Origin of the sequence: Pyrodictium occultum, from assembly GCF_001462395.1 — an archaeon.
In the GTDB taxonomy this organism is placed as follows: domain Archaea; phylum Thermoproteota; class Thermoprotei_A; order Sulfolobales; family Pyrodictiaceae; genus Pyrodictium; species Pyrodictium occultum.
Genome location: NZ_LNTB01000001.1, coordinates 1,312,906 through 1,335,321, shown reverse-complemented (window position 1 = coordinate 1,335,321; position 22,416 = coordinate 1,312,906). Strand labels below are relative to the sequence as shown.

General features: G+C 67.9%; 23 protein-coding genes and 1 tRNA gene. 12 read left to right on the top strand and 12 right to left on the bottom strand.

The genetic code is table 11. The annotated features are described in order from the left end of the window. Positions 1-53: 53 nt before the first annotated feature. Positions 54-623, top strand: coding sequence for a nucleotidyltransferase (locus tag CF15_RS07055; protein WP_058371156.1), 570 nt, complete (start codon positions 54-56; stop codon positions 621-623). Positions 624-671: 48 nt separating this feature from the next. Here CF15_RS07055 and CF15_RS08960 read toward each other — a convergent pair whose 3' ends face one another. Further along, positions 672-836 carry a hypothetical protein gene (locus tag CF15_RS08960; RefSeq protein ID WP_168371329.1) on the bottom strand — a complete coding sequence of 55 codons (165 nt, stop codon included), beginning with the start codon at positions 834-836 and terminating at the stop codon, positions 672-674. A gap of 217 nt (positions 837-1,053) precedes the next feature. On the opposite strand from CF15_RS08960, the gene CF15_RS07050 reads away from it, so the two are divergent. Further along, complete coding sequence (locus CF15_RS07050) at positions 1,054-1,461, top strand: hypothetical protein (protein ID WP_058371155.1); 408 nt, start codon at positions 1,054-1,056, stop codon at positions 1,459-1,461. A gap of 50 nt (positions 1,462-1,511) precedes the next feature. Here the strand turns inward: CF15_RS07050 and CF15_RS07045 are convergent, their stop codons facing one another. Continuing rightward, entirely contained in the window at positions 1,512-2,093 is a 582-nt protein-coding gene (locus CF15_RS07045; protein ID WP_058371154.1) for a signal peptidase I, read from the bottom strand. Between the two features lie 39 nt (positions 2,094-2,132). Beyond that, the gene (locus CF15_RS07040) at positions 2,133-3,272 is read right to left on the bottom strand and encodes an ATP-binding protein (RefSeq protein ID WP_058371153.1); all 1,140 of its coding nucleotides are present in this window, start codon (positions 3,270-3,272) and stop codon (positions 2,133-2,135) included. 181 nt (positions 3,273-3,453) lie between these two features. Between CF15_RS07040 and CF15_RS07035 the strand changes: the two genes are divergently transcribed. After that, positions 3,454-4,698: a hypothetical protein gene (locus tag CF15_RS07035; protein ID WP_058371152.1), complete on the top strand. Its 1,245-nt coding sequence runs from the start codon at positions 3,454-3,456 to the stop codon at positions 4,696-4,698. Between the two features lie 153 nt (positions 4,699-4,851). Here CF15_RS07035 and cyaB read toward each other — a convergent pair whose 3' ends face one another. After that, positions 4,852-5,412, bottom strand: a complete 561-nt coding sequence (cyaB, locus tag CF15_RS07030) for a class IV adenylate cyclase (protein WP_058371151.1) — start codon at positions 5,410-5,412, stop codon at positions 4,852-4,854. A gap of 138 nt (positions 5,413-5,550) precedes the next feature. On the opposite strand from cyaB, the gene CF15_RS07025 reads away from it, so the two are divergent. After that, the gene (locus CF15_RS07025; RefSeq protein ID WP_058371150.1) at positions 5,551-6,855 is read left to right on the top strand and encodes an ATP-binding protein; all 1,305 of its coding nucleotides are present in this window, start codon (positions 5,551-5,553) and stop codon (positions 6,853-6,855) included. On the opposite strand, the gene CF15_RS07020 is transcribed toward CF15_RS07025, so the two are convergent. Together CF15_RS07020 and CF15_RS07015 are read right to left on the bottom strand one after the other, a co-directional pair. Further along, a complete protein-coding gene (locus tag CF15_RS07020) occupies positions 6,852-8,225 on the bottom strand; it encodes a phosphoadenosine phosphosulfate reductase domain-containing protein (RefSeq protein ID WP_058371149.1) in 1,374 nt (457 codons plus the stop codon). The two genes, CF15_RS07025 and CF15_RS07020, sit on opposite strands and share 4 nt — an antisense overlap. Before the next feature lie 38 nt (positions 8,226-8,263). Beyond that, positions 8,264-9,451, bottom strand: a complete 1,188-nt coding sequence (locus tag CF15_RS07015; protein WP_058371148.1) for an MBL fold metallo-hydrolase — start codon at positions 9,449-9,451, stop codon at positions 8,264-8,266. A 114-nt stretch (positions 9,452-9,565) separates the two neighbouring features. On the opposite strand from CF15_RS07015, the gene CF15_RS07010 reads away from it, so the two are divergent. From CF15_RS07010 to CF15_RS06990, 6 genes are all read left to right on the top strand, one after another. Then, complete coding sequence (locus CF15_RS07010) at positions 9,566-11,224, top strand: ATP-binding protein (protein WP_058371147.1); 1,659 nt, start codon at positions 9,566-9,568, stop codon at positions 11,222-11,224. Continuing rightward, positions 11,181-12,398, top strand: a complete 1,218-nt coding sequence (locus CF15_RS07005; protein ID WP_058371146.1) for a DNA double-strand break repair nuclease NurA — start codon at positions 11,181-11,183, stop codon at positions 12,396-12,398. Before CF15_RS07010 ends, CF15_RS07005 begins: the two co-directional genes overlap by 44 nt. Positions 12,399-12,419: 21 nt before the next feature. After that, positions 12,420-13,004: a CDP-alcohol phosphatidyltransferase family protein gene (locus tag CF15_RS07000; RefSeq protein WP_236698204.1), complete on the top strand. Its 585-nt coding sequence runs from the start codon at positions 12,420-12,422 to the stop codon at positions 13,002-13,004. A 66-nt stretch (positions 13,005-13,070) separates the two neighbouring features. Beyond that, positions 13,071-13,688 (top strand): hydantoinase/oxoprolinase N-terminal domain-containing protein, encoded by a 618-nt coding sequence (locus CF15_RS09195; RefSeq protein WP_236698170.1) that lies wholly within the window; start codon positions 13,071-13,073, stop codon positions 13,686-13,688. Next, positions 13,685-15,118 (top strand): hydantoinase/oxoprolinase family protein, encoded by a 1,434-nt coding sequence (locus CF15_RS06995; protein ID WP_236698169.1) that lies wholly within the window; start codon positions 13,685-13,687, stop codon positions 15,116-15,118. Before CF15_RS09195 ends, CF15_RS06995 begins: the two co-directional genes overlap by 4 nt. Before the next feature lie 14 nt (positions 15,119-15,132). Next, positions 15,133-16,809 (top strand): hydantoinase B/oxoprolinase family protein, encoded by a 1,677-nt coding sequence (locus CF15_RS06990; protein WP_058371144.1) that lies wholly within the window; start codon positions 15,133-15,135, stop codon positions 16,807-16,809. Between the two features lie 86 nt (positions 16,810-16,895). Here CF15_RS06990 and CF15_RS06985 read toward each other — a convergent pair whose 3' ends face one another. The 5 genes from CF15_RS06985 to pyrD all read right to left on the bottom strand — a co-directional run bounded on the left by CF15_RS06985 (position 16,896) and on the right by pyrD (position 20,308). Beyond that, positions 16,896-17,147 carry a hypothetical protein gene (locus CF15_RS06985; RefSeq protein WP_058371445.1) on the bottom strand — a complete coding sequence of 84 codons (252 nt, stop codon included), beginning with the start codon at positions 17,145-17,147 and terminating at the stop codon, positions 16,896-16,898. A 94-nt stretch (positions 17,148-17,241) separates the two neighbouring features. Further along, positions 17,242-18,237: an SIS domain-containing protein gene (locus CF15_RS06980; protein WP_058371143.1), complete on the bottom strand. Its 996-nt coding sequence runs from the start codon at positions 18,235-18,237 to the stop codon at positions 17,242-17,244. 137 nt (positions 18,238-18,374) lie between these two features. Next, positions 18,375-18,451: transfer RNA gene (locus CF15_RS06975), tRNA-Ile, on the bottom strand. Positions 18,452-18,752: 301 nt separating this feature from the next. Next, positions 18,753-19,283, bottom strand: coding sequence for a hypothetical protein (locus CF15_RS06970; RefSeq protein ID WP_168371328.1), 531 nt, complete (start codon positions 19,281-19,283; stop codon positions 18,753-18,755). A 116-nt stretch (positions 19,284-19,399) separates the two neighbouring features. Continuing rightward, positions 19,400-20,308, bottom strand: coding sequence for a dihydroorotate dehydrogenase PyrD (gene pyrD / locus CF15_RS06965; RefSeq protein ID WP_168371327.1), 909 nt, complete (start codon positions 20,306-20,308; stop codon positions 19,400-19,402). Between the two features lie 77 nt (positions 20,309-20,385). On the opposite strand from pyrD, the gene CF15_RS06960 reads away from it, so the two are divergent. Then, positions 20,386-20,625 carry a hypothetical protein gene (locus CF15_RS06960; RefSeq protein WP_058371141.1) on the top strand — a complete coding sequence of 80 codons (240 nt, stop codon included), beginning with the start codon at positions 20,386-20,388 and terminating at the stop codon, positions 20,623-20,625. Between the two features lie 82 nt (positions 20,626-20,707). Beyond that, a complete protein-coding gene (locus CF15_RS06955; RefSeq protein ID WP_058371140.1) occupies positions 20,708-21,202 on the top strand; it encodes an NUDIX hydrolase in 495 nt (164 codons plus the stop codon). Between the two features lie 12 nt (positions 21,203-21,214). On the opposite strand, the gene CF15_RS06950 is transcribed toward CF15_RS06955, so the two are convergent. Further along, positions 21,215-22,375: a hypothetical protein gene (locus CF15_RS06950; protein WP_058371139.1), complete on the bottom strand. Its 1,161-nt coding sequence runs from the start codon at positions 22,373-22,375 to the stop codon at positions 21,215-21,217. Positions 22,376-22,416: the final 41 nt, after the last annotated feature.

Below are 22,416 nucleotides of genomic sequence, written 5' to 3'. Positions count from 1 at the left end.
ACTAGCGGGCCACATGGGGGAGGCCCACCGCTCCCTTGGAGGGTGCATAGCCCGTGTACAGCATTCAGGACCTGGCGTGGCTGCTTTCGAGGCTGCAGCGGCACGGGGTGAAAGGGGTCATAGTGGGGAGCACGGTCGTAGAGCTAGAGCTGCGGCGTAGACGGTTCGAGGACGACGTAGACATCTTCGCCCTGGAGCCCAGCCCGCTGATAGAGGAGGAAAGGTACCACGCCATAGCGGAGGAGGAGGGCTGGCAGGTAGCCTACACGGCGCTGGGCACGCCGAAGTTCGTGGCGAGGCTCCCCAGCGGCGAGGAGGTTATAGTGGAGTTCTACGAGAATATCCACGACTACTACATACCGCCCGAGATGCTCGAGAGGGCGGGCAAGAGGAGGCTAGGGAACATCGAGGCCAGGCTGCTAAGGCTCGAAGACTACATAGTGCTCAAGGCGAAGGCGGCGCGGGAGACCGACATAGAGGACCTGAAGATAATACGCGAGTACATAGACGAGGGCAGGCTCAAGGTGGACGAGAGGCTGATCAGGCAGGGCATAGAGCTGCTGCCCGAAGAGGACAAGCGGTTTGTGGCCAACAAGCTACGGGAGATAGGCTTCAACATATAGAGCCCTCCGGCGCTGCCGGCCGGAAAAGAGGGAAGCCCAGGGGCTTCCTCACCGGGACGCCAGGAGGACAGCGCCCACGGCTACGAGGATGGCGCCAATCACCAGCGAGAAGGGTATGAGCAGCGCGCCGATGACTATGAGCGCAATACCAATCCAGTACCTTGTCTCGTCTTCCTCATCCCTGTAGCCGGGCTGGTCGGGCACGCCCCTCATCTCCGCTAGAGAATTATGGGCGTCAGCCCGCTAAAAATCATCGTTGATACCCGGGGGCCTGGAGGAGCAGAGCCATCCAGGGTTTAGGTAGCCCTTCTCCCCGCAGAATCCTCGGGGGATAAACCCTGGGTTTGCTCTACGCTTTTCGTGGCCCAGCCACGTTACCGTTATATTAGGCATTATAGTTGATAATCCTCGGCATTAGTGGTGGTTCTGCATGCTAAAAGAGTTCATTGTACCGGGCCTCATAGCGCTCATCGCGTCATCACTCATAATAGGCGTCATAGCCCAGTACGTTAAGACGGTCGTAAACCAGGCCGGTATGGATCTCGTGGAGGTGGCTAACGCGATTGCACAGAACAAGCTGAATAGGACAATAGTTGACAAGGTTAGCAGCGACTTTATAAGTATTGTAAACAAGTCTAACACGTTGATGATAAGCCTCCACCCTCTCGGTAATAGCAGTTTCATACTTGATGTTAACGGCTTCAAGACGCTGGTTAACAGCGAGGAGCTTGGGGAGGTGTGCAGGCAGATCTACAGCCTCAACCAGACGCTGGCAGAGAAGCTAGCCATATGCAGGCCCTTCCTGCACGCCGGCAGCAACACCAGTGCCTCCCGGTAGTCCTACCCGCCAGCCTACCGCATTAGTGTTTCTAGCGTTTGCCGAGACATCTACATGTAGCTCTCGAGGTCCTCACGTATACCTTTACTATAGCTCCTCACAGTGCTTAGCAGGAGCACCAGGGACGAGAGCATCATGACTATCACGAATATCCTCCCTACCGGGTTGGTTAGCACCAGGCCGAAGCTGCCCAGGCTGGCCACCTTCTCGGCCTTGCCCAGCACGCCCTGAGGGAGCACATACCAGGGGTCTGGCGTGGGGTTGTTGTCGCCTTTGGTGCGGAAGTAGAGGTGCCCGTTGATAACCTTCTTGCCTATCACGCGGTGGACCACTATTACCGTGCGTCTTACGTCTACGGGCCTCCCCTGGCTATCGATATCATATGCCACCAGGTTGAAGGCTATTATGTCACCTATGTGTATGTCATTAGGGTTTACATGGGTTATCATAACAACGTCGCCGGGCACGAGGGTTGGAACCATGCTCGTCGTCTGGATCACCGCGAAGCGCGGCAGAGTGCCCCGCAGGCTTAGCCCAACCGCTACAATGACGCCGAGCACGGCCAGGGCTAGTAGGGCTCCAGTCAGTGAGCCCTCCTCCGGCACAGTGAGGTCTAGGTAGTCGTTGCTCATACCATCCCCCACCTGCAGCCTGGGGGGCGCGGCCCCTCTTTAGGGGGCCGATACGGATTTCATATGCACGAGCACGCCTACCAGCATCAGCACCAGGCCCACGACTATGTACGGCAGCTTGAGGCCTGGTGGCACGAGGTTTATCATTGAGAGTGTTACGGCCATCGTGCCCAGTACTACGAGCCCGCCGGCCAGGAGGCCGTTGACGTAGCGGCGTAGGATGACGGCTCGGATCTGGGTTAGGGGTATCGCCCCGCGACGGGCCTGGAGGATCCTTCTGGCGAGCACGTTCGCGTGTGAAACGCTTACCAGGCGTGAGCGCGAGCTGGCCGCTATCCTTAGGAGCTCGTCGAGCTTCTCTAGGTACACGCGGGGGGTGTCATCGCCTATCACGTCGTAGAGCACGTTTATGACGCTCTGGTCCCTGATGGGGTGGAGGGGGTAGCGGCTCAGGGTGGCGGCCGCCTTCTTGCTTAGGCTGCGGGGCCGTACCCGCTGGAAGTGGGCGTAGATAAGCCTCGCCAGGTCGCTGGGGGATTTCACCAGGTGCTCGTCCATGTCTATAACCTCCATGTAGGATTTTATCAGCCCCCTGGTGAGCGGGTCGAGGCTGAGCCTCGCCAGGGTGTCACGGGCCATGCTGAACACTATGAGCAGGCTGCGGCCCAGCTCCCGCTGGGCCGAGGTGAGGGTTGTGAGCAGCTTGATCACGTCGTCGATGTTCCCGCCCGCCATCCTGTCGATATCGTCTACTAGCAGAGCCATAGCCCCCTTCTCGGCGGCCCTCTCCCGGAGCTTTTCCCTCAGCGAGTCGAGGCTCGGCTCGGTGCAGCCGAGTATCGTGCAGAGGCCGGCCACCAGGTCGTCGAGGCTGCGGCCCGAGGCGTTGACGTAGACCGAGTACACGCCTCCCCGGCGGAGCCGGCTGTGAAGCGTCTTGAGCAGCGTCGTCTTGCCCGAGCCGGGGCCGCCGACTACTACGTATATCCCGCCCCTGCCCGACACCGCCTGGTCCACGAGGCTCTCCAGAACCGAGCCGGCGCCGCCTATGTCGGCGAACGGTGGGTCAGTCATCTTGGAGGCGTCGAGGGTCTCCACCGGCCAGCGCTCCATGAGCCAGACGTCCGCTAGCCTCAGCTCCCTCCTCACCCTCGCGCGCCGGGGAAGCCTCAGCCTCATAGAGTACACCTCTGCCCAGAGGCGTCGATGCCAGCCGGGTGGCCCTCAGACCCCGGCAAAACCTTGCGCGTGGTGCTCCTGGCTACAGGCTCTGCCTTGAAACACGGGGCCTGCACTATATAAGCGTCTCCAGTGCCCAGCCGCCCCCGGGGTACGCTGTCCCTCGGGGAGGCCGTCCTGCATGAGGCGTGCCAGCCTCGCCCTGGCGCTGATACTATCCGCGCTAGCCCTTGCGCTGGCGGCGGTGTTCGCCACCACGCTGAGCCCCCTGAACGACTTCTACGCCGTGGGCGGGGCCAGGGCCGTCCACAAGCCGGTGGAGGTCTCCATCATAGAGACGCCCGTGCTCAGGACGGGAGGGGCCTGCAGCGTCGAGAGCCTCGACGTCGGCAGGTGGATCCGCGTAGAGCCGGCCCCGGGGGTGCGGCTGGCCAAGCTGGTGGTCAGCCTAGCGGACGCCAGCCTGCTGAGGGCCTGGCTCAGCTACCTCCACATCGAGGTCTACAACACGCTTAACAACGAGCTGCTCGCAACACTGTCCCTCGACAAGCCCTCAGCAGCCATAGTGCTCGACGCGGATAGCTGGGCCGGCAGCGGCGACAGCCGCTACGCGGTCCTCGGGGCAAGGATATACTACATGCCGAGAAACTGCACGGCAGCGGTGCAGCTGCCAGTCCTGGTCTCCATATCCGACGAGGAGACGGGCACAATATACTTCACACCCACAGCAACCCCCAGAGCCACCATAACGCAGACCACCCAGCCAACCACCACGGGCCAGGCCACAGCGCCAGCCGCCCCGACAGCCACAGGCACCACAGCCCCCCAGGGCAACACGACAACCATCACAACAACCAGAGCCACAACTAGCACATGGAGCAGCACTACGGGGACGAGGAGCGGCACGAGCACCACCAGCGCCACCAACACCTCCAAGGAGGAAGAGGAAGAGGGCCGTCACTGCCCCCGCGCCTGGGTACTCCACGGGAGAACAAGCATCCCCATCCGCCTCGACTGCAGCTGCAAAGCCGCAGACCACGGCGAGGAGGAGGGGATATGCAGGCTAGTAGCGAACTACACGCTCTACATCATACTCGACCGCAGCTGCGGCTGCAGCGGGGGCGCACCCATAGACGCCCTGACAATAGCCCTCAAATCCATGCACCCGTGCTCACTAATCCGCAGCCTGAGAATAGACCTCTACAGCCCAGCCCACGAGCACAAAGCCACCCTAACACCGCAGAAACCAGCGGCAACCATACCCATAGACAAATCCAACTGCGTCGAGCTAAGACTCGGAGACCGAACCTACCCCGCGGCAGTGCTCCAGGCAAGAATAGAGGCCACAGTAGACAGGAACGACAAGCTTCACTGCATCAGCATAGTGCTCGACTACACCACAGACCCTCCACACTGCAGGCCATAGACCCGCCGCCAGCCACCCCCGCCATACAGTGTCATAGACGATATTGGTGATAATCGTAGCCTTATGGAACCAGCACCCCATATAGGACCGGGTTCCCGGTGCAAGGTGTACCGCTGCGGGGGCTGCGGGGCACCCATCCAGCCCCGTGGCCCCCTAGGCTTCCGGAGCTTTCTTCTCCAGGAGGAGCTCTAGGTAGGACTTGTAGATCCTTTCCCTCTCTGCGACGCCCAGCTTCTCTAGGGCCTCCTCTATAGCTCTCGCCGCCTCCTGGCCCCCCTCGCCCGTGTACTCTGCCTCGAGGAAGCAGCCGAGCCCCTCCACCCTGTCGAGGGAGACTGATACGCCGTCCAGCCGGTAGTAGCTTCTCCTCTTCCTCACCACTGCGGCGGGCCGGAAGCCGAGGGCCTCCAGTATCCTCCTGGCGCTGCTGGGGTCCTCGAGCGTTATTGTGTACTCTGCCCTGGCCTTGGAGCCCCCGATTATCCTCTTGGGCCCCTTGTAGGTCAGCTCCGCCCTGCCGTCTACGAGCCTTACGCGGAGGGCCTCGTCGGTCTCTGCGAAGTCGCGGCAGGGGTGCTGGTAGTAGGTGTCCTCCTCTGCAACATCCTCCTCGTGGACCGCCCCCAGCTCCTGGAGCCTCTTCTCGACCTCCTCCAGCTCCCTGCAGTCCCGGAGCCTCAGCTTGGCCTCAACCTCAACCCCGCCCCCAGCCAATACACTGTCCCCGCTGCTGGCCCCTAGGGCCCGGCTGGGCGGATAAAGGGGTAGCCCTCCAAGGGGGCTGCCGATGCCCTGTAACTCTGGTTATATAGTGGCTGTTATATAGTGGTAGTGTCCTGGAGGTCCTCGGGGTTGCCGGCGGCGCTGGACCGGTGGGAGTGCAGCTACCTCGCCTCGCGGCGCCAGGGCTGGCTGCTGGTCTACGGGAGGAGGAAGACGGGGAAGACCTGGCTGCTCCGCCGCTGCGTCGACTGGGGGCTCTACGCCACAGCCACGGGGGACGGCGAGTGCATCGTGGAGGAGAGGGGCGGCGGCCCGAGGATAACGGGGCTGGGCGACTGTGTCAGCCTGGTCGCCGGGTGGCTGCGGAGGGGCCGGGGCCTGGCGGTGCTCGACGAGTTCCAGAGGCTGCCCCGGCGCTACTGGGAGCTCCTAGCCGCTGTGGCGGGGGAGGCGGAGCCAGGCCTCATAGCCTGCGGCTCCAGCATGGGGGTGGTGCGGCGGGTGTTCGACCGCCGTAGCCCCCTCCTGGGCCTCTTCGAGGCCTTCCACGTGGACCTGGTCGACGTAGCCGACGCCATCGCGTCGCTGCGTCGCCTGGGCCTCGGGGCCAGGGAGGCCGTGCTCTGGGCTGTGGTGGCCCGGGACCCCTGGCTGCTCCGCCACGTGGAGCCCCGGGGGGACCCCTGGAGGGCTCTAGCCGCCCACGCGGCGGGCCTCACGCCGGCCGCCCGGGGGCTGGTGGGCGAGGTGTTCGAGGAGGAGGAGAGGCAGCTCACCAGGGTCTACGATGCCGTGCTCCGCCTGCTCGCCGAGGGCTACTGGAGGGCCGCCGAGATAGCGGCAAGGCTCTACGAGGCGGGGCTCGTCTCGAGCCCGCAGCCCGGCTCAGCCACCGGAGTGCTCAGGGTGCTGGAGGAGATGGGGCTGGTGAAGAGGGTGCCCCTCTGGAGGACCCGGGGCGCCCGCGTCTACTACCGGCACCGGTCGCCCCTCCTCTCCCTCCTCTACAGCGTCGCCGACGTGGTGGAGGAGCTGGGCCAGCCGCCCAGCGTGGAGGCCCTCCGCTCAAGGTACGGGGTGGAGCTGCAGTTCACCCTGGGCGAGCTTCTCGCCAGGCTTCACGGGGCCCGGAGGGGGTACTCCCTCCAGCCCAGCGGCAGGGACGTGGACGTGGTGCTCCTCGACGGGAGGGGGCGCCCGCTCATAGGGTACGAGGTGAAGATGGGGAGGATGGCCGCGGGGGAGGCGGAGGGCTACGCCTCCTGGATACGGGGCCTGGGCATACCCAGGGCGGGCGCCGTGGCGCTTGAGGGCTTCACGGCCCCGCCCCGGGGGCTGGACGAGGCGCTGGACGCCGAGGCGGTCGCGGAGGCGGCTGAGGAGCTGAGCAGGAGGAGCAGGGCCGAGGCCGCGGAGGGCCGTATCCCCGGCTAGCCCCGGTCCTGGATCCAGGTCCCGGGCTCCCCCTGGCGGCGCCACCGGCCGGAGAGGAGGAGGCGCAGCGCCTCCCCGGGGTCGATGCCCTCCCTCCGGGCGACCGCCTCGGCGAGGCGGCGGTACCAGGATGGGTGGAGCCGGTAGGCGAGGTGGATCTCGTAGAGGTGCATCGCGGGGCAGGCGATGCAGCCTATCCTGGTCAGCCCCTCCTGGTAGAGCTGGCTCAGGGGGATCCCCCTCTCGGCCAGGTAGAGCTGGACTGCTAGCCGGGGCCAGTGGTGGATGGGCAGCGCCCTCGCCACGCCGGGGATGAGCGGGTTCTCCCCGAGCCTCGGCGTCCTGGCCCGGCTGCTGCTCTCCCACCGCCTGGCCCCGTCGAGGATGAGCCTCGCCCCGACCCGCTGGTAGAAGCGGCGGAGGGGCCCGAGCTTGAAGACCCTGGTGCACCACCTATTATCCCTCGTCATCAACCCCCTCCTCTCTATCTCCTCCAGGGGGTCGACGCCTGGCTCCACGACCTCGAGGTCGACGCCGAGGATGGAGGCTATCCTCTCCACGTGCCTCCTCGCCTCCGGGAACTCCATCCCCGTGTCGGCGTAGACCGCCACCACCCTCTCGGCGCCCAGCGCCTCCCTGGCGAGGCTGAGCACTGCGGTGGAGTCGGCGCCGCCGCTGAAGGCTACGTAGACCCTGCCCCTGCTCGCCTGCACCCTCGCGTAGGCCCTCCTGATGAACTCCCTGGCTTCGGAGGCCAGGGCGCCGACCAGCTCGGCGTTCCTCTCCACGGCCTCGTCGAGCCCGGCCGGCGGGAGCGGCTCCAGACCCCGCGGCGCCATGTCCTTGACCTTGGCCAGGCAGGCCCCGTCCTCGACCCGGTCCACCCTCGCCGGGCCCAGCCAGCCCCGGGAGGAGACGATGACCCAGCGGCGGCCCCTGCAGGCCCCCGCGGGGAGCCGGACACGCTTGCCCTTCAGCCTCCCCCCTGCCGGGGCCTGCACCGCCTCGGCCCCGAGGCTGGCGGCCAGGCTCGCCAGGGCGCCGCTGGGGTGGAGCCTCCAGCCCCTGCTCGTGTACTCCACCACGCCGAGGCGGAGGGCCTCCCCGAAGGCCTCGGCGGCGTACTCGCCGCCCGGCGCGGGGGCGCGGTGGAGGACCACCAGCTTCTCCCGGAGCCCCGGGTCTACGCCGAAGGCCAGCTGGGCCAGGGAGTCTAGGATCCTCTTCTCGTAGCGGCCCGCCAGCCAGTAGTCCCCCCGGACTCTCCAGCAGGCCCGGCCGGAGCCCCTGCAGCCGATGACGGGGACGCTGGGCTCGCGGAGCCAGCCGAGCCTTGCAAGCGCCTCTTGCAGCTCCTCCCCGGGCGCCAACGCCTCCCTTCTCCTCCCCCCGGGCTGCGCCCCCGGGGCTAGCCTGGCCCGGATAGCAGCTTCCCCAGGGCCCGGTGGAGCCAGTCTCCCCGGGGCTCCAGAGCCCCCAGAGCCTCCATGCCGCAGGCCTGGAGCCTGGCCGCGAGAAGGGCCGCGGGCGACGTGGCGCCGGGGCCGTGGAGGATGAGCAGCCTCTGCCTGGAGGCGGCGTGGCTGCAGAGGAGGTTGACGAGGAATGAGAGGGGCGGCGGCGCTCCCCCGTCCCAGGGCCGGCCGAAGCCCATGACTATGTAGGCGGCGTCGACAGCGTCGCCCAGGATCTCCGAGATGTTGGGCCGCCGGGTCTCGGTGAACCCGTAAACAGCGACATCCACGTCCTTCTCCTCCAGGGCCTCGGCGAGCCTCTCAACCGCCTCGGCCACCGGGCCCGAGTCCAGGTCGAGGTAGACCGCGACAGCCTTGCCCGGGTCCAGCCTGCCCCGGGCCCAGCCAGTGTAGAGCTGCAGCGCCTCCGCGGCCCGGGCCTCCAGCGCCAGGCCGTGGAGAGGTGCCAGCAGCCTGGGGCCGAGGGCAGCCAGCTTCTCCAGCAGCCTCTGGAGCCTACCCCTGTAGGGCCCTATGACAGTGGCGAAGTACTTCCTCATAAAGTAGGTGTAGTAGCTGAACAGCTCCACGTCCTCGCGGTCAACCATTATGGGGGGCGTGGAGTAGCCGGAGAACAGGTCGCCGGTAAACACCAGGCCGTGGGGCTCCAGCACTAGGATGCCTCCGGGCCAGGGCGGCTGCCCCGTCGGCAGGAAGAGCCTCCAGCCGCCCCCGAGGCTGATGCCCTCCCCGGGCTCCAGCACGGCCGCCCTGAGGCCCGGCGGCTCCCCGAGCCCTGGGAGGGTGTAGAGCCTCACGCCGCCAGCCTCCCGGAGCAGGTGCTCGGCCGCGGCCAGGTGGGAGGTGTGCTGGAGGACAACCGCATCCAGGTCCCGGGGCCCGGCGGCTCTCCGGAGCAGCTCCAGCAGCGCCGCGGCATGCCTCCTCTCCGCGAGCCCAACGAGGACCAGCTTCTCCGGCCCGGCCACCAGGTAGGCGTTGTAGGTTACCCCTTCCGGGACCTCCCAGACAGAGTCGAAGAACTTGACCCTATAGTCGGCGATCCTGAGCATGTACACGCCACTGTCTATCTCCTGGGCCTCGCAGCGCCCCGGGCACCAGCCCCCAATGCTGGGCGTCAACAGCTCCGTGCCTCCCCTCCCCCTTCTACCTCTCCGCAGCCCCTTCCCGGGCAGCGGCCCCGGGCGGATATAGCTAGGGCCCCGCCCAGGATAAGCCGGGGATGGGCATAAGCCTTGAAGCCGATAGGAGTGGTGCTCAGCGGCTCCACAACGGAGACCCTGAAGATACAGCTCACCCTCGAGGGGGAGAGGCTGGCCCGCGAGGGCCTCCTGGTGTTGGTGGAGGCCCGGAGGGGCGAGGACAGGGCCCTGGCGAGGATAGACAGGATAGTCCCCGTCAACGAGTTCTACCTCGAGGGCGACCTCTGGAGCGAGGCTAGGCGCCGTGGCCTCGAGCCGCCCCTGCTAGAGGAGGCGGCCCGCCGCTACACGGTGGCCGAGGCGACGGTGCTCGGCCGCCCCGGGGACCGGGGGCTGGAGGAGCTGCAAGCACCGCCCCTCCCCGGCGACCGTGTCCGGCTCCTGGGACCGGGGGAGCTGAGAGAGGCACTGGGCCTCGGCGAGGAGGAGCCAGGGGTGGTGTGGTTCGGTGAGCTGCTCGGCTACCAGGGCCTAGGCCTCCCCCTCGACGTGGAGAACATAACCATGCATGTCGGCGTGTTCGGCGAGACGGGGAGCGGGAAGAGCTACGGGGTGGGCTACCTCCTCGAGCTGCTCTCCAGAATCCCCCTCGGCGGCGGCCTCGAGGGCGCCCTCCCGGCAATAGTAGTGGACGCCAACGGGGACTACATGGACTACCACGAGGCCTACGCCTCCGGCAGGAAGGTGGGGGCCTACAGGAGGGTCTACAGGCTCGTGTTCCCCGGGAGCCCGGCGAGGTACCGGCCCTACACCCTGCCGATAACGATAAGCCTCGACGGCTTCACCGCCAGGGAGCTGGCGGAGTTCATAATAACCTACAAGACGGGGGGCGTGGAGCTCAACGAGCTCCAGGTCTCGGCGCTGGAGAGGGCGCTCCGGGAGCTGGAGGCAATGGGCTACGGGTTCACGGAGCTCCTCACGTCCAGGGTGGGCCTCGTCTACGAGACCCTGGAGGATCTCAGCACGGGGAGGGGCGCGCCCATCCACGCCCAGACAGCGAGGGCTGTCCGCGCCGCAGTGGAGAAGTTCCACCGCGACATAGTCGAGGGCTACCGGGTGATCTCCGGGAGGCCGAGCCTGGACCCGGGCTTCGTGGACACCCTGACTCGGGAGCCGGGGCTCGCCATACTAGACTTCTCCGCTGAGGGCGCACCGGGAGTGCCGCTGCCTGTCCGCCAGCTGGTGGTCGCGTACCTGGCCAGGCTCCTCTACAAGCAGTTCACGGGCTACAAGACCAGGGGCGAGGAGCGCTACCTGGTCCTGGTCCTGGAGGAGGCGCAGAACTACGCGCCCAACCCCCGCAGCTACCCGGTGGCCTGGAGCCTGGCGAGGGACTACCTCTCCCTCATAGCCACGCAGGGGAGGAAGTTCGGCCTCAGCCTGGTGCTGGTGAGCCAGCGCCCGGTCTTCGTGGACCCCGTGGTCCTCTCGATGCTCAACACGTGGATCATCTACAGGCTCCCCGTCGAGGACGTGGCCTACGTCTCCCGGGCGGCCGGGGGGCTCCCAGCGGGGCTCGAGAGGAGGCTCACCAGGCTCCCCCGCGGCGTGGCGGTGGTGACGGGGCAGATGAACATGCTGGGCTTCCCCGCCCTGGTCCGGACCGGGAGGAGGAGCGTGGGCCACGCAATGGGGAGGACCAGGGTAGTTGAGACGCTCCGCCGCCTATACGGGGGTGGTGGTAGTGGCTAGCAGCTGGGGCCTCCCAGAGCCCCTGGCCAGGAAGGCCAGGGAGATGATGGACCTGGAGAGGAGCGAGCCCGCGCTGGTCCAGAGGCTGCTGGAGAAGGCGCTGCAGAGGGCGAGGGAGAGGCGGGACATCTACCAGAGGCTCCGCGAGGCCGGGGTGGAGGCTCTCCGGGAGGCGCTCAGCCGCGGCCTCATCCGCGAGGCGCCGGAGCCTGAGCCGTCCGCGAGGAGCTACGGGGCGGACGGCTCCCGGCAGCTGGTGGGCGGGGGCATGGGCAGCTACTACGCGCTCCTCTCCGCCGTGGTGGTAGGCCTCCCCGAGGGCATCGCGTCGAGGAGCCCGGTCATCCTCTACCCGGGGGCCGAGGTGGTCGAGATCCTCGACCCCACCGGCGCCGCCGCCGAGGCCGCGGCGGAGGCCGCCCAGATGGTGCTGGAGACCCTCGCCCTCTCCAGGCTGGAGTGCATGGAGCCCGGCGTTGTGTTTATCGACGGGCCGGTGGCCGACCCGCCCTCCAGGCTCGACCCGGCCGCCTCGGCGCGGGCGGTGGCAGGGCTCCTGGGGGTTGATCCCTCCGAGGCCCTCCGGCTGGTGGAGGGCTACCACTGCGCCCGGGCAGCCGTGGTGGCGGCCCTGCTCGAGCGGGGCCACCTCGCCGCCGGCGTGGTGAAGAGGATCGGCAGGGTCCGGCTCCTCGCCTCCAGGCTCCGGAGCGCAGCCGGGCTGCCCGGCATGGGGGACGAGGAGCTGGCCGCCGCGCTCGCGGCCGCGGCCCGTTCCAGGCTGGGCAGGCCCTTCTACACCGAGCCCCTGGAGGCCTCCAGCATCCCCAGGGACGTCTACCGCTGCTACCGCCGCAGGGGGCTGAGGATCTACGCGAGCTACACCGTCTCCCCCTACACGCTCCGGCCATACCGGCTGGAGGCGCCGGTCCCCGAGGGCGGCGACCCCCACGCCGTCATGGAGAGGCTGGCCGCGGCCGCCCACGGACTGACCCTGCCCGGCCAGAGCCACCCGCTCCCAGTGGTCCTGGCCCACGAGAAGGCGAGGCTCCGCAGGGGCCTGGCCGAGCTGGTCTACAGGGAGATCATAGCCAGGGCTACGCTCCCCGAGGGGGACCCCGAGGCCGATACCCTCAAGGCGCTCCTCGCAGGCCTGGACATGGCTCACGAGTAGCCGGGGCGGCCGGGAGCCTTGATGGGCAGGCTACGTGGGAGGATAAAGGGCTTCGTGGAGGCGGCGGCCAGGCCCCTGGCCTCGCTGCCGGGTGACGTCTACACGCTGCTGGGCCTGGCTGCCTCCCTGGCCTACCTCGCCGCCGCGGCCGCGGGGAGCCCCCTGCTCGCCGTGCTCCTCCTCGCGGTGAGCGGGCTCCTGGACGCGCTCGACGGCGCGGTGGCAAGGCTGCGCGGCGAGGCGGGGCCGCGGGGGGCCTACCTCGACAGCCTCCTGGACCGCGTGGAGGACACGGTGTACGCCGCCGGCTTCATGGAGCTGGGCTACCCCGCCTGGGCGGTGCTCGCCTTCCTCACCGGGGCGCTCCTGACCAGCTACGCCCGCGCCCGCTACGAGTCGCTGGCGGGCGGGAGCATGGAGGGGACGGGGCTCCTCGAGAGGAGCGACCGGGTGGTGGCGCAGCTGCTCGTGCTCCTGGTCCACGCCGCCCTGGGCGTGGGGGTGGCCGTGTACCTCTACAGCCTGCTAGCCGTCCTAGCGTGGACGACCTTCGCCCAGAGGCTTGTGGAGGGCTACCGTGCCCTGCCCAGGACGCGCGCCGGCTAAGCCCCCCGGGGGGCCCTGGTATTAGGCCGGCGGCGCCGCAGCCCCTCTGGGGTGCCGGCCCGGGCCTTGAGGAGGATAGGGGTTGACATCGGGGGCACCTTCACCGACCTCGTAGCCTTCGACGAGGAGTTGGGGAGGGTTGTGAGCCTCAAGACCCTCACCACCCCGAGGGAGCCGTGGAGGGGCGTGCTGAACGCCCTCGCGATGCTCGGCTGGAGCCTCGACACAGTGGAGGTCATAGTCCACGCCTCCACCCTTGGCACCAACATGTTCCTGGGCCAGGAGGGGCTGGAGCCGCCGGAGGCAGTCCTCGTGACCAATGAAGGCTTCCGGGACGTGCTGGAGCTGGGCAGGCAGGCCCGCCCCACCCTCTACGACCCCTTCTTCCAGCGGCCCAGGCCCCTCGTGCCCAGGGAGCGGAGGCTGACCGTCAGGGGCCGGGTAGGGCCCCGCGGGGAAGAGATAGAGCCCCTCGACGGGGAGGCCGTCAGGAGGATCGCGAGGGAGTGGTGCGGCCGAGCCAGGGTGTTCGTCGTCTCGTTCCTCCATAGCTACGCCAACCCGGGGCACGAGGAGGAGGCGAAGAGGATTATCCTAAAGGAGTGCCCCGGCGCCGAGGTGGTGGCGAGCCATGAGGTAGACCCTGCGCCCGCGAGTACGAGAGGGCCAGCACCGCTGTGGTGAACGCGCTGCTCCGGCCGCTGCTCTCCGGCTACCTGGCCAGGCTCCTGGAGGAGCTGCGGCGCCGCGGGTTCCGGGGGACGCTCCTGGTCATGCAGAGCAGCGGCGGGGTGGCCGGGGTCGAGCAGGCTGTCGAGAGGCCCGCGGCGTTCATCGAGAGCGGGCCCGCCGCCGGCGCGGTCGCGGCGGCCTACTTCTCCAGGCTGATGGGGGTCGAGCACGCCGTGGGCTTCGATATGGGCGGCACCACGGCGAAGGCTGTCGCCGTGGTGGGCGGGGAGCCGCTCGTGGTGGGCGAGTACGAGGTCGGCGGCAGGGCCCACATGGGGAGGAAGCTGAGGGGCTCCGGGTACCCGGTACGCTACCCCTTCATAGACCTCGTGGAGGTCAGCGCGGGCGGGGGCAGCATCGCCTGGGTCGACGCGGGGGGCGCGCTCCGCGTGGGCCCGGTGAGCGCGGGCTCCGACCCGGGGCCGGCCTGCTACGGCCGGGGCGGGAGGGAGCCGACGGTTACGGACGCGCAGCTCGTCCTCGGGAGGCTCCCCGAGGCCCTCGCCGGCGGCGTCCTCCGGCTCCGCAGGGACCTGGCGCTGGAGGCTCTCACGGGGCTCGGGGAGAAGCTGGGCATGGACCTGGTCGAGGCAGCGGCGGCGGTGGTTAGGATAGCCAACACTATTATGGCGAGGGCGCTCCGGATAGTGACCGTGGAGAGGGGCTACGACCCCCGGCGCTTCACCCTCTACGCCTATGGGGGCGCCGGGCCCCTCCACGCGGCTGAGCTGGCGGGGGAGCTGGGGATGGAGAGGGTCGTGGTCCCGCCGATGCCCGGCGTCTTCTCCGCCCTCGGGCTCCTGCTCACCGACTACCGGCACGACCTCCACGCGGCTGTGGCGAGGGCCGCCGGCGAGGTCTCCGAGGAGGAGCTCGACAGGGTGTTCGAGAGCCTCGCGGAGAAGGCCCTGGCAATGCTCAGGGCGGAGGGCGTGCCGGGCAACAAGATAGTGATGACAAGGAGCCTGGAGATGAGGTACATGGGCCAGGCCTACAGCATCACGGTCCCCTACCGCGGCAGCCTGGGCGAGGCGGTGGAGGAGTTCCACCGGCTCCACGAGGCCCGGTACGGCTACAGGCTCCGGGAGGCGCCGGTCTTCATAGTCGCGGCCCGGCTCACCGCCTACGGGAGGACGGGGAAGCCCAGGCTGCCGCAGGGGGAGCCGAGGCCCCACCGGCCAGAGCCGCGGGGGCGGAGGCGCGTCTACTTCGAGGAGGCGGGCTGGGTTGAGGCCCCGGTGTACTGGAGGCCCCTCCTGAGGCCTGGGGCCGAGATCACGGGCCCCGCGGTGGTCGAGGAGGAGGACTCCACCGTCCTGGTGCCGCCGGGCCACGCTGCCCGGGTGGATGGGCTCTACGCGCTCCACATCGAGAGGGTCTAGGAGGGGTGGCGGGGATGGTCGACCGGGTTACCGTGGAGGTGGTGAGGCACGCCGCTATAGCGGCCGCCGAGGAGATGGGGGTTGTGCTCCGCAACGCGTCAATGAGCCCGAATATACGGGACCGGCTGGACTTCTCCTGCGCGGTCCTCAGCCCCGAGGGCGAGCTGGTGGCGCAGGCGGAGCACATACCCGTCCACCTGGGCAGCATGCCCGTCGGCGCCAGGGCGGTGCTCGGGGAGCTGGAGAGGCTCGGCGTCGAGCCCGGCCCCGGGGACGTGGTGGTGTCCAACGACCCGTACCTCACCGGCACTCACATCAACGACGTCATGATGCTGGCGCCCGTCCACGCCGGCGGGAGGCTGGCGGCCTACGTCGCGTGCAAGGCCCACTACGTGGACGTGGGGGGCTGCGTGCCCGGGGGCATAGGCCCCGGGGCCAGGAGCCTCAGGGACGAGGGCCTCGTGGTCCCGCCGGTCAAGCTGGTGGAGGCGGGCCGTGTCCGCTGGGACGTGCTCCGGCTCCTGGAGGCCAACGTCAGGGAGCCGGGGAGGGTGAGGGGCGACGCGATGGCACAACTGGCCGCGCTGAGGAGGGGCGCCGAGAGGATAAGGGAGCTCGCGGGCCGCTACGGCACCGGCACGCTGCTGGAGGCCTGGAGGGAGATACTCGGCTATACTGAGCGCTACACCCGCAGCGTGCTGGCCCGCCTCGTGGAGGAGCACGGCGGGGGAGTCTACGAGGCGGAGGACGGCCTCGAGACCGCCTCCGGCAGGCTGCTCCGGATACGGGCCCGGCTCGAGGTCACCAGGTCAAGGGTGAGGGTAGACTTCTCCGGCACCAGCCCCCAGGTCGAGGAGCCCCTCAACGCCGTCTACGGGGTCACAGTGGCAGCTACAACCTACGCCCTGAAGACCGTGCTCGACCCCGATATGCCCATGAACAGCGGCTTCTACCGCGTCGCCGAGATCCACGCGCCCGAGGGCACCCTGGTGAACCCCAGGCCGCCGGCCCCGGTCGGCGGGGGCAACGTGGAGACCTCCCAGAGGATAGCGGACGTCGTGCTCCGGGCCCTCGCCGAGGCGTTCCCGGGCAGGGTGCCGGCGGCAAGCTGCGGGACGATGAGCAACCTGATACTCGCCGGGAGAGGCTGGGTGTTCTACGAAACCATAGGCTGCGGCGCTGGCGCTAGGCCCTGCTGCGACGGGGTCGACGGGGTCCAGACCAACATGACCAACACCCTCAACACCCCGGTGGAGGTGGCGGAGGCGGAGTATCCACTGCGCTTCAGGAGGTACGAGCTGAGGCCAGGGAGCGGGGGCCCGGGCCGCTGGAGGGGCGGCCTGGGGGTTGTACGCGCGATAACCGTCCTCGAGGATGGGGTGGTGGCGACAGTGTATGCGGAGCGCTCGAGGACCAGGCCCTGGGGCCTGGAGGGCGGCGGCCCCGGCGCCCCCTTCCGCGCCCTCCTCGTGAGGGGGAGCGGCGAGAGGCTGGAGCTGGCCTCTAAGACAACCCTGGTGCTGAGTAGGGGCGACACTATCTACATCGAGACCCCAGGCGGCGGGGGCTATGGCGACCCCTGCGCCAGGCCCAGGGAGCTGGTCGAGCGCGACCTAGCCGAGGGGAGGATAAGCCTGGAGGAGGCCCGGAAGCACTACTGCTACGAGGACCAGGGCGGCGGGGGCTCGTAGCCCTAGGGTCCTCTGCCCTCCCCTGCCCCCGGGGGCTAAAAACCGGCCGGTGCTGCTCCGCCCAGAGGGCGGCCCAAGGCCCCATCCTAGAGCTGGACGTCGAGGGTCCTGGTTATCGTCGCCGCGAGGTGCTCGGGCTTGGTGTACCACTTGTCGTAGGTGTACTTCTTGCCCTTGAAGCTCAGCTCAACTATCTCGCCCTTGTCGGCGATGTTCATCACGGTGTTGCCGTCCTTGACGAGCTTCATGGTCGAGCCAACAACCATCACCTTTATCCCCTTCTCCTGGGCCTTGGGCTTTATCAGGTCCTTCAGCTTGGAGAGGTACTCGCTAGCCATAGCACCCACCTCCATGCCGGGGACGGGCCGGCCAAGCTCTATTAAAAATTACCCCTTGCAATCCCGGGGGCCTGGAGGGCGCGGCGGCCTGGGGCTAGCTGTGGGCATCCCAGCCGCTAGTCTCCTCCACCACGCGGCGGAAAGCCTTGATAGTCTTCACTGGCTCCGGCTCCAGGCCCTCCTCCAGCGCTAGGCGGACAGAGGCCAGGCCCGCCAGCCAGGTGCCCCACACCATCCTGGAGAGCGGGCTCCCGCCCTGCAGCCTAGCCACATGTATGCTGGCGGGCCTCGCGAGGCCCGCGAATTCATGGAGGAGAGTGCTCCACGGCTCCTCCCCAGGGTCTATGAGGAGTAGCCTGGAGTCACCATCCCTCGCCAGCGCCTCGAGAAGGTTATGCCCCGCCTCCGGCACCTGCATAGCCACAGCGGAGGTCTTAGCATTCTCGGCGAGCTCGCTCACAGCCCTCACCGCCACCGGGTAGTAGGGCTCTGGCGCCAGAACCGCCAGCCTCCCCCGGCTCTCCCGGAGCCACGCCACAAGCTCCCCGGCCTCGGCCTCAGCCCTCTCACGCTCCCCGAGAAGCTGCAGAGACTCCTCCACATGGCTCTCGGGCACCTGGATCAACCCAGCCGCCTTCAGGCTGCCCAGCAGCGTGTAGAAGAGCTGCGGCCACCCCGCCCGCGGGGCAGGAGCCTCCTCCACCAGCGCCACCGGCGCCCCCACGCTCCGTGCCCAGGAGGCCAGCCTCCCACCAGTGGTGACCGCGACTACCAGGCCGCCGAGCCTATAGGCGCGCGAGGCACAGCTCAGCGTCTCCCTAGTGTTACCCGAGAAGCTCACCGCATAGACAAGGCTCCCCCGCACCCACGCCGGCGGCTCAGCCGACTTCACAACGTAGACCGGGAGCCCGCCATACCGGGCCGACAGGGCGGCGAGATAGTCGCCAGCAGCACCGCTACCACCCATGCCACAGACCACCACCTCCCCGGCCCTGGCATAGCCCTGGGGCAGCTGCAGCGCCACCCCAGAGGAATAGGCGCGCCGGGCAGGCCCAGCCCAGCCAAGATAATACTCGTAGAACCCGGCCATCCCGCCCACGCACCCCTTAGAACAGCGCCGCGGGGAAGGAAGACACCAGCCCCTAAAGAACCAGCCCCTAAAGAGGGAGCCGGCAGGAGAACCAGATGGAAGAGCAGCAGGCCCCGTCCCTCCGGGGCCGGAGGAGGTGGTGGGCCCGGGGGGATTCGAACCCCCGACCTCCCGGTTATCAGCCGGGCGCTCCGCCGGGCTGAGCTACGGGCCCGTCTGCAGGCCCCAGTACTAACGCGATGGAGCGGACCGGGGATATTTCAGCACTACGGCCAGGCCCCCGACCAGCCCGGCATCCGCCACGACAACCCGGTAGATAAGAAACGGCTTGAAAGACCTCTAACACATTTATATGCATTAAACGAGGAAGCTCGGGAGAAGTCCGGCAAGACGGAGATGTGGATTAGAGGCCAGGAGTCTCCACAAGGGAGGTGAGAGTGGCGAGGAATGTTAGGAGCCAAGTGTAGGGGGTAAAAGGATGGGGTTTGGCTTCTGGAGGCTGCCGCCCCCGCGCCTTAGCTGGTGCTGAGCACCTGGAAGTTGAAGATCACCGGCATGCTGTCGAACAGCATGCCCTCCTTGACCTCGTAGTAGGCGTGGAAGCTCAGCGTCGCCTGGTTGTCACCGCCTATGTCGTTCTGGTCGAGCACTATGACGGCGCTGGGCTTCTCCAGGCTCACCATGGCCTTAGCCTCGCCGTTGTCGTTGGCTATGGTTATCTCCAGGTAGTCGAAGTACTTCTTCAGCTGCTCGGCGTTGGCGAGGGTGGCCCTTATCTTCACAACGTTCACGTTGCTGCCGGCCTTCACCGTCACAGTGCCTATGTCGGCATCGCCCTGCGCGCCGGCGGCGGGCGATATGCCGCTGAGGTTGCTGGTTATGGTGACGGGCTCGTTGGGCGCCTGCGCGCCACCCACCGCGTAGAAGCTGCTCAGCGGGCTCTGGGTGGTGGCGAAGCCTGCTAGCAGGGCGAGGGCGGCAGCCGAGGCGACGAGGCCGGCTAGAGCCAGGCTCGTGTACCTCATACGCCTCACCAGACCCTTCACGGGTCATGTAAATGAGGGCGACTTCGGGGAAATAAAAACTATCTAATCATGACCCATTCTGGTAATATGCTACGCGTGTTAATATGCCTGTTATGCTTGCTCTTCTTTTTGCTGTGCTAGTTTTTGTGGGCTGCTCCCACAACGTCTTGGATGCTCGTGGCGCCTACTTCCTGGAGGTACTTCTGGAGCCCTTGTACTATCTCGCTTATGACTGTCTCGCCTCTGGTTATTACCGCGGTGCCAACCTGTACCGCCCGGGCGCCGGCTAGGATCATCTCCGCCGCTGTGCGCCAGTCCTCGACCCCGCCCACCCCTATTATGTCGGTCCTGTACTCCCGGTAGACCTCGTAGACCGCGCGCACCGCCACGGGGTGGATGGCGGGGCCCGAGAGCCCGCCCACGCCGTGACCCAGGACGGGCTTCATGGCGTAGACGTCGATAGCCATGGCCCGTATGGTGTTTATGAGCACCAGGCCCCTCGCCCCTGCCTCGAGCGCCTTGCCGGCAACCTCCACGAGCCTATCCACCACGCCGAGCTTGGCGAGCACCGGTATGGTCACCGTGGAGGCGGCGGCGCCGGCCACCTCCCTGACCGCGACGGGGTCCATGCCTATCTCGAGGCCCCTTCCCCTCGCGTGGGGGCAGCTGAGGTTCAGCTCCACCGCCGCCGCGCCCGCCTCCTCGGCAGCGGCCGCTATCTCGGCGAACTCCTCCGGGGTGGAGCCAGCTATGCTGACGATCACCGGCTTGCCCAGCCCCCGGATCCTCTCCAGGAGCCCTGGGAGCGCCTCGAGCCCCGGGTTCGAGAGCCCCACGGCGTTGAGCAGGCCCTGGGGGATGGGCACGGCTATCGGCGTCGGGTAGCCGCTCCGCGGCTCGCGGGTGAAGGACTTCGTGACCAGCGCCGCGGAGCCGGCGCGCGCGAGCCTCTCCAGCGCCTCAGGCCTGGAGCCCAGGATGCCGCTTGCATTCATAACCGGGTGCTCCAGCTCTAGGCCCGCAGCCCTGACCCGCAGGACGGGCAAATGGCACCCCCACACCGGCGCCCCCGGGCCCCCGGTTTATAGCGCCGGGGCCCCGGGGGAGCCCCCCGGGAGGCCGGATGAGCTACGAGTGCGAGGAGCCGCCGTGCCTCCACGTGGCGGTCGACTATCCCCGTAGGCGCTTCGTGGTCTTCCTGGAGACGGGCGGCGGGGAGCTGATATACATACCCTTCGAGAGGCTGGAGAGGGCCTACAGGCAGGCCCAGGAGCTGCTCTCGAGGAGGTTCAGGGAGGCCCGCGGCGGGGAGGTGGACGAGGTGGCCAGGGAGGTGCTGGGGGCCGAGCCCCTCGAGGAGTAGTGGCGCCCCAGGGGCGTCGAGGGGCCACGGTCTAAGAGCCCCTGGGCCCCCGGTTTACACACCCCTGGGGTGCCGGCCGGGCTTGTCCAGGAGGGGTGGGCTCCACGGCCCAGTGGTGGGCGTGGGCGCGATAGTGGCCCTCGGGCAGGGGGCGGGGCTCAGGGTGCTCCTCGTGAAGCGCCGCTACCCGCCCTTCCCTGGGCTCTGGAGCTTCCCCGGGGGCCACCTGGAGCCCGGGGAGACCGTGCTGGAGGCGGCCCGGAGGGAGCTCATGGAGGAGACCGGGGTGGACGCAGAGCCCCTGGGGGTGGTGCATATCCACGAGCTGCTGGCCATGGGCCCCGTGGGCCCCGAGCACTACGTCATAATGGACGTGCTGATGAGGTACCGGGGCGGCGAGCCCCGGGGCGGGAGCGACGCCGCGGATGCCAGGTTCTTCCCCTACCGGGAGGCCCTCCAGCTGCCCCTAACCCCCGGGGCGCGGGTGGTCCTCGAGAAGCTCCCGGAGCTTCTGCGTGGATGCATTCTCAGGCCGGCGAGGACGGAGACCCTGGACGCGGGGGTGGAGAGAGGCTAGGCGCCCAGGAGGCTAGCCCGTCTCAACCACCCTGGCGTTGATCACCAGGGGCACGCTGTCGAAGAGCACGCCCTCCCTAGCCTCGTAGTACACCCGGGCGCCCAGGACCGCCGCCCGGCCTCCATCGTAGAGCCAGGAGTCCCCGTCCACAGCGACCACTGCGCTGGGCTTACCCAGGCTGAGCACGGCCCTAACGTTGCCCAGCTTGAGGACCGGCCGGGCGACGCTGAGATACTCGTACGAGGCCCAGTTGTTAAAGCGGCCGCCGGCATAGCTGTAGTAGATCGTGTCCCACCATATGGCGAACAGCCAGTTGCCGGAGCTATCGTAGAAGTCTAGCCGCAGGGTGAAGTTGAGAGCGGACGCGGGCCTGTGGCCGCTCGTACCGTTGCCCACTATTATGCCGTAATCCGCGGAGTCGAAGAACAGTGTTGGGGGCTGCGTGTCGGCCTCAATCACTACGTGGTGGAAGCCTCTACCGTCAGCGTAGGGCGTGTGGACCACTATCCCGCTTCCCCGGACCAGGTGGCGGGCTATCTCGTGGAGGGTCTCGTTGATTGCTGTGCCGTTGCCCGGGGCCAGGTATAGGGTGCCGTTGTAGGTGTAGTTGCGGTAGGCTAGGGTTATGGTGGCGTAGGAGACTCTGCTGAGTATGTCCTGCACCGCGGCATCGACGTCTATTCCCTTCTGCACGTGGCCCCGCAGGACGTGCTTAAGCTTCTCGGCTATATCCTTCCCGTGGCCGTCTATGGCCCAGGAGAGGTGCGGCCACTCATCCTGAGGAGCCCTCTTACAGTACGGCTGATCCGTCGTCACGTTGCCCTCGAAGACCTGGTATGCCTCCCTAACCTCTATGCTTAGGTAGTCTAGGAGCCGGCGCAGCTGATCCGCGTTCTCCAGGCTCAGCTCCAGCTTCACATAGTCGACATCACTGTGCCTTGTTATCTTGAGCCACTCGGGCTCCTCGAGAGAGCCCTCGGCCCCGGAGGCTGGGGCTATGGTTATGCTGCCGAGCTGCTGGAGGCTTATGGGCTCGTTGGGCGCCTGCGCGCAGCCCACCGCGTAGAAGCTGCTCAGCGGGCTCTGGGTGGTGGCGAAGCCTGCTAGCAGGGCGAGGGCGGCAGCCGAGGCGGCGAGGGCGGCCAGGGCGAGGGCTGCTGAGCGGTGGTTCAAGGCTCTAGGGCACCCCTATACCGGCCAGCCCTCCCTCATTG